Origin of the sequence: Nonomuraea typhae, assembly GCF_009760925.1 — a bacterium.
GTDB lineage: Bacteria > Actinomycetota > Actinomycetes > Streptosporangiales > Streptosporangiaceae > Nonomuraea > Nonomuraea typhae.
In genome coordinates this window covers 1-2,018 of record NZ_VRLV01000035.1, presented here as the reverse complement: position 1 = coordinate 2,018, position 2,018 = coordinate 1, and the positions used below count along the sequence as shown (strand labels likewise).

Annotated in this window: 3 protein-coding genes; all 3 read left to right on the top strand. The window is 70.5% G+C overall.

The genetic code is table 11. The annotated features are described in order from the left end of the window. Positions 1 to 245: fumarylacetoacetate hydrolase family protein (locus tag FVE25_RS54860; protein ID WP_219826082.1), on the top strand; the 245-nt coding region annotated here is incomplete at its 5' end. 42 nt (positions 246 to 287) lie between these two features. After that, entirely contained in the window at positions 288 to 1,067 is a 780-nt protein-coding gene (locus FVE25_RS53500) for a hydroxypyruvate isomerase family protein (RefSeq protein ID WP_157255237.1), read from the top strand. Then, positions 1,064 to 1,948: a 2-hydroxy-3-oxopropionate reductase gene (locus FVE25_RS53495; protein WP_157255235.1), complete on the top strand. Its 885-nt coding sequence runs from the start codon at positions 1,064 to 1,066 to the stop codon at positions 1,946 to 1,948. The genes FVE25_RS53500 and FVE25_RS53495 overlap by 4 nt, the downstream gene beginning before the upstream one ends. The last annotated feature ends 70 nt before the right edge of the window (positions 1,949 to 2,018 follow it).

Sequence of the window (2,018 nt, the reverse complement as noted above, 5' to 3'; positions counted from 1 at the left end):
CCATCCGCCGCCCGCACGGCCTGCGCCGCCTGGAATACGAAGGCGAACTGGCCGTGGTCATCGGCCGCACCGCCAGCCAGATCAACCGCCGCCACTACCGCGACTACATCCTCGGCTACATCACCCTGCACCCCGGCGACGTCCTGCTCACCGGCAGCCCCGACGGCGTCGGCCCACTCACCACCGGCGACCGGGTCGACATCGACATCGACGGCATCGGCGTGCTCACCAACACCGTCCACTAGCACCCGTCCGCTAGCACCCGTCCACGAGAAAGGCAGGGACAGATGCGCTACTCCGTCAACTGTTCCATCCTGTTCACCGACCTGCCCATCCTGCAACGCCCCGAAGCCGCCCGCAAAGCCGGCTTCGACGCCGTGGAATTCTGGTGGCCCTTCGACAACGCCGTCCCTTCCGATGCCGAGGTCGAGGCGTTCATCGAGGCCCTTCAGGAAGCCGGCGTCCAGCTCACCGGCCTCAACTTCGCCGCCGGCGACATGCCCGCCGGTGACCGTGGCCTGCTGTCGCATCCGAACCGGGTGACCGAGTTCCGCGACAACATCCTGGTCGTCGCCGACATCGGCCGCCGCACCGGCTGCCGCGCCTTCAACGCCCTCTACGGCAACCGCCTCGGCGCCGCGTCGGAGGAGCTCCAGGACGCGACCGCCCTGGCCAACCTGGCGCTGGCCGCGGAAACCGTGGACGGCGTCGTCCTGGTGGAACCGCTCAGCGGATCCCCCGCCTATCCGCTCAAGACCGCCGCCGAAGCGCTGGCCGTCGTGGCCCAGGTGCCGGGGCTGAAGCTGCTGGCCGACCTCTACCACCTGGCCGTCAACGGCGAGGACGTGGACGCGCTCCTGCGAGGAGGGCTCGACCGGATCGGCCACGTCCAGATCGCCGACGCGCCCGGCAGAGGCGCGCCCGGCACCGGCGACCTGCCCCTGGCCGCCTGGCTGACCGAGCTCGACCAGGCCGGATACGACGGCTGGATCGGCCTGGAATACAAGGCCAACCCGGGCGAGGACCCCTTCGCCTGGCTCACCTCCGACCCTAAGGAACTGCCGTGACCAACGTGACCGTCATCGGACTGGGCATCATGGGCGCCCCCATGGCCGCCAACCTGATCAAGGCCGGATACTCCGTCACCGGCGTCAACAAGGAATGGGAGAAGGTCGAGCATCTCATCGAGCTGGGCGGCCAGGGCGCGCACACCATCGCGGACGGTGTCCGCGACGCGGACGTGATCGTGACCATGTTGCCCGACACCCCCGACGTCGAGCTGGTCTCCGCCGACATCGTGGAGCACGCGCGCAAGGGGTCCCTGTGGATCGACGCCAGCAGCATCAGGCCGGATGCCGCCGCACGCCTGGCCGGGCGGGCCGCCGAGGCGGGGTTGCGTGCGGTGGACGCGCCCGTCTCCGGTGGTGAGCAGGGGGCGATCGACGCCACCCTGTCCATCATGGTCGGCGGGAACGAGGCCGACGTCGAGGCGGCCCGCCCGATCCTGGAGGCGGTGGGTTCGACGGTGGTGCACGTCGGCCCGTCCGGCAGCGGGCAGACGGTCAAGGCCGCCAACCAGCTCATCGTCGCCGGCACCATTCAACTGGTCGCCGAGGCGATCGTCTTCCTGGAGGCGCACGGCGTGGACACCGACGCCGCGGTCAAGGTGCTGTCGGCCGGGCTGGCGGGCAACCGCATCCTGGAGCGCAAGGCAGAGGGCATGCTGGGCCGTAGTTTCAAGCCGGGCTTCCGCATCGACCTGCACCACAAGGACATGGGCATCGTCACCGCCGCCGCCCGCGAAGCCGGCGTCGCCCTGCCCGTCGGCGCCATCCTCGCCCAGCTCATGGCCAGCGCCCGCCTGCAAGGCCACGGCCAGCTCGACCACACCGCCCTGCTCCTGCTCGTCGAGCAGCTGTCCGGCCGCGGCGAAAGGCAGACCCCGTGACCCGCATGCGAGCCGTCGACGCCGCCGCGCTCATCCTGGCCAAAGAGAAGGCCACCCAGACCTTCGGCGT

What these genes read in the sequence shown, in the direction of transcription:
- FVE25_RS53500 (WP_157255237.1), top strand. Translation starts at nt 288, where the DNA reads ATGCGCTACTCCGTCAACTGTTCCATCCTGTTCACCGACCTGCCCATC.